The organism is Salmonella sp. SG203 (genome assembly GCF_013350575.1).
In the GTDB taxonomy this organism is placed as follows: Bacteria; Pseudomonadota; Gammaproteobacteria; order Enterobacterales; family Enterobacteriaceae; genus Salmonella; species Salmonella enterica.
In genome coordinates this window covers 1-2,863 of record NZ_SNMT01000065.1, presented here as the reverse complement: position 1 = coordinate 2,863, position 2,863 = coordinate 1, and the positions used below count along the sequence as shown (strand labels likewise).

The following is a 2,863-nucleotide window of genomic DNA, read 5'->3' as shown; positions in this document are numbered from 1 at the left end:
AATTCATCAGGCGGCCTCCGGATAAAAGACGTCGTTGGCGGCCGGGCGCTGCATGGCACGCTGAACGGCGGCCAGTCGTTGCTGCCCTGCCCTGTGGTACTGCTCCATCAGTTCGATACCGATATATCTGCGCCCCGCCTGTAACGCGGCAACGCAGGTGGAGGCGGAGCCGGCAAACGGGTCGAGAACAATGGCATTCGTGTGTGTGAAAGACTCAATCAGCGGTTGCAGGCTTGTAACGGGTTTTTCCGTCGGGTGGTGGCGGTTGCCGGAATACTTCCAGCCCAGCACGTCCGGCAGCGGATTGTGCGGCAGGGCCGGACGACCTTTTGCCAGGATGTAAGCGCATTCGTGGCGGTAGCCGACATACGCCGATTTCGACGAGTAGGTTTTGGTGAAGACCAGGTGCCCGACCACACTGAATCCGGCACTTTTCCAGGCCGACATAAAACGGTCCACGCGGTTCCAGCCGTAGAAACTCACCATCAGCGCGTCTTTTTTGAGAACGCGGTACATCTGGTTACAGGCAGGTTGCAGCCATTCATCGGTTCTGTCACCGGCAATACTGCGACCGGAACGGTCGCGGAAGCCGACAAGGTAAGGCGGGTCAGTCAGAATGAAATCAACGGCGCGGTCCGGAAAGCCGGCCATAATATCGACGCAGTTCCCCAGGATTAAACGGGACATAGAGATTCCTCGCGGTTACAGGAGGGCACCGGGAGGGCGCCCCTGTGGCGCCCGTTCCCCGCTGCCTGTGGGCTGTTCACCGCGTCCGGTAACGGGTCAGGCCGACCGTGGAATAACGAGCCGACGGTCTCACCGTCGGTGAGCTTATGCCTATAAGGACATCCCGATAATGGTCAAGCCTTAAATATCTAATGGTTGTTCAGTTGGGAGTAATAACCGTGACTAAAAGAAATAAGTGGAAGCCCCATGCTACGGACTCAATCCGCGAAGCAGGTATTCAACAGCAGTTGTTCCCTCTTGCATAAGGCAAGTACACGACAGCATGAGGCTAATTTTTTATCGACAACGCTGCGGCGACTGGATTGAGGCGGAGCGCAGCAAAGCGAGCACCGAACAATCCAGGTGCTTCAGCGGAATAACCTGATTAAACGTTGATATTATTTATGCCTGATTATTTGACTAAATACTCTTTCCTGTCTGTGCTTCTTCGCTGCATGAAATTCTGGATAAAAGGTTACGGACAGCGAGCCTATAAACGGTTATTTACGCGCTATTGTTAGCGACAAACCCTGATGAAAGACGCACGCTATGGGCTCCATCCGCGAAACAGGTATCCACATTACGGTGATAGCCTCTTGCATATCTCGAGTAAACCATAGCGCAGGTCCAAACCTTTTAAATCATCATCGCGTGATCATCATGCAAGGAAAGAAATCAATAATATCAATATATTAATAAGATAATATTCATGCCGGAAACCTGAACTCATCCTTCAGGTGTAACATAGCCCAACACATGCGTGCATTTTTTGCCGCGATTGCAACCAGGGCCCGGCCATAACCCCGCCTTTCTTTCAATTGCAAAGCCCACTTGCTGACCGGGTCGTCATTTTTAGCGGCTTCTGACAGTACAGATTTTGCCCCCAGAACCAGCAATGTACGTAGATAACTGTCGCCAGCTTTCGTTATTCTTCCCAGTCGGGCTTTGCCTCCGGAGCTTTTTTGTCTTGGTGTTAAGCCAAGTCAGGCACTAAACTGGCGCCCATTTCTGAAATCATGCCCATTACCTATACTGGCAACGATTGCAGTAGCAGTCATCGGACCAATCCCTCTGAACTGCATCAACATCTGCGCTGCTGAATTATCTCTGGCAAGTTGCTGTATTAATTTCTCGCTGTTTTTAATTTTTTCTTCTATATGAAAAAGTTCGTTCAGGAGATCACCGATGACCTGATTACAGTAGCCCGGTAAATCCTCAAGAACTTGTGCAACACCAGACAAAAATGCTTTAAACGCCTGAGGCAAAACAATACCCAGCTCGCAGAGCAACCCTCTGATGCGATTAATCAGCGCGGTTCTCTCGCTGACATACCCCTGATGAGCTCTGTGTACAAATAGTTGCCCCTGCTGTTCAATGGATTTAACCGGCACAAAACGCATATTAGGGCGAGCAACAGCTTCACAAATAGCAGCGGCATCTGCAGCATCATTTTTGCCGTGACGTCCCCCCATACGGTATGGCGAAACCAGTTGAGGTGCCATAATTCGTACCGTGTGCCCCATTTTCTGAAACTCCCGGGCCCAATAATGAGCACCAGTGCAAGCCTCCATACCGATAAGACAGGAAGGAAGCGTTGCAATCAGCTCGAGTAGTTTAGCGCGACGAACAAGAGGCTTAACTAAAATCGCTTTCCCGGCAGCGTTAACACCATGTACTGCAAACACATTTTTGGCCAAATCAATACCAATAGTCACGACAGTCATAGGACATCCTTAGTAATGTTTTTATACGCTCAACATCATGCTGAATCAGCCTCCCAAAAAGTAACTGATTAGCGTCAAGTTATGATGAAGATGTCCCTTTCATTCGCGAAAGCGGCTTGAAGGGCGTTCATCAGAAGGCGAGTGGCGGGTGCATAATCGCGACAGCGCCCGCCGGGAGCGGAAACGCCGCCCGTCCCGTGCCCGGCCGGACGCGGGATACTGACCACAGGCAGCGTTGCTCCCGCGCCGCGCCAGCAGGCGCACATAAAAAAGGAGCGCAGCGACATCATTATTCATTCAGTAAGTACCGGGCAGACATTCTGCCCGGCAGGTTGTCAGCGGGTGATATCCCGCCAGTCATTCCCCCACTCGTCGCGCAGTACCGGCGCATCCGTTGAGCCGGTCACTGTCCA

Annotated in this window: 1 protein-coding gene and 2 pseudogenes; all 3 read right to left on the bottom strand. The window is 51.8% G+C overall.

The genetic code is table 11. The features are described from left to right. Positions 1 to 6: 6 nt before the first annotated feature. Positions 7 to 687, bottom strand: coding sequence for a DNA methylase (locus HV477_RS27725; protein WP_175065729.1), 681 nt, complete (start codon positions 685 to 687; stop codon positions 7 to 9). 746 nt (positions 688 to 1,433) lie between these two features. Then, positions 1,434 to 2,450 (bottom strand): annotated as a pseudogene (locus HV477_RS27720) (IS110 family transposase). A 335-nt stretch (positions 2,451 to 2,785) separates the two neighbouring features. Next, a pseudogene (locus HV477_RS28755) lies at positions 2,786 to 2,863 on the bottom strand (hypothetical protein); the annotation flags it as partial.

What these genes read in the sequence shown, in the direction of transcription:
- HV477_RS27725 (WP_175065729.1), bottom strand. Translation starts at nt 687, where the DNA reads ATGTCCCGTTTAATCCTGGGGAACTGCGTCGATATTATGGCCGGCTTT.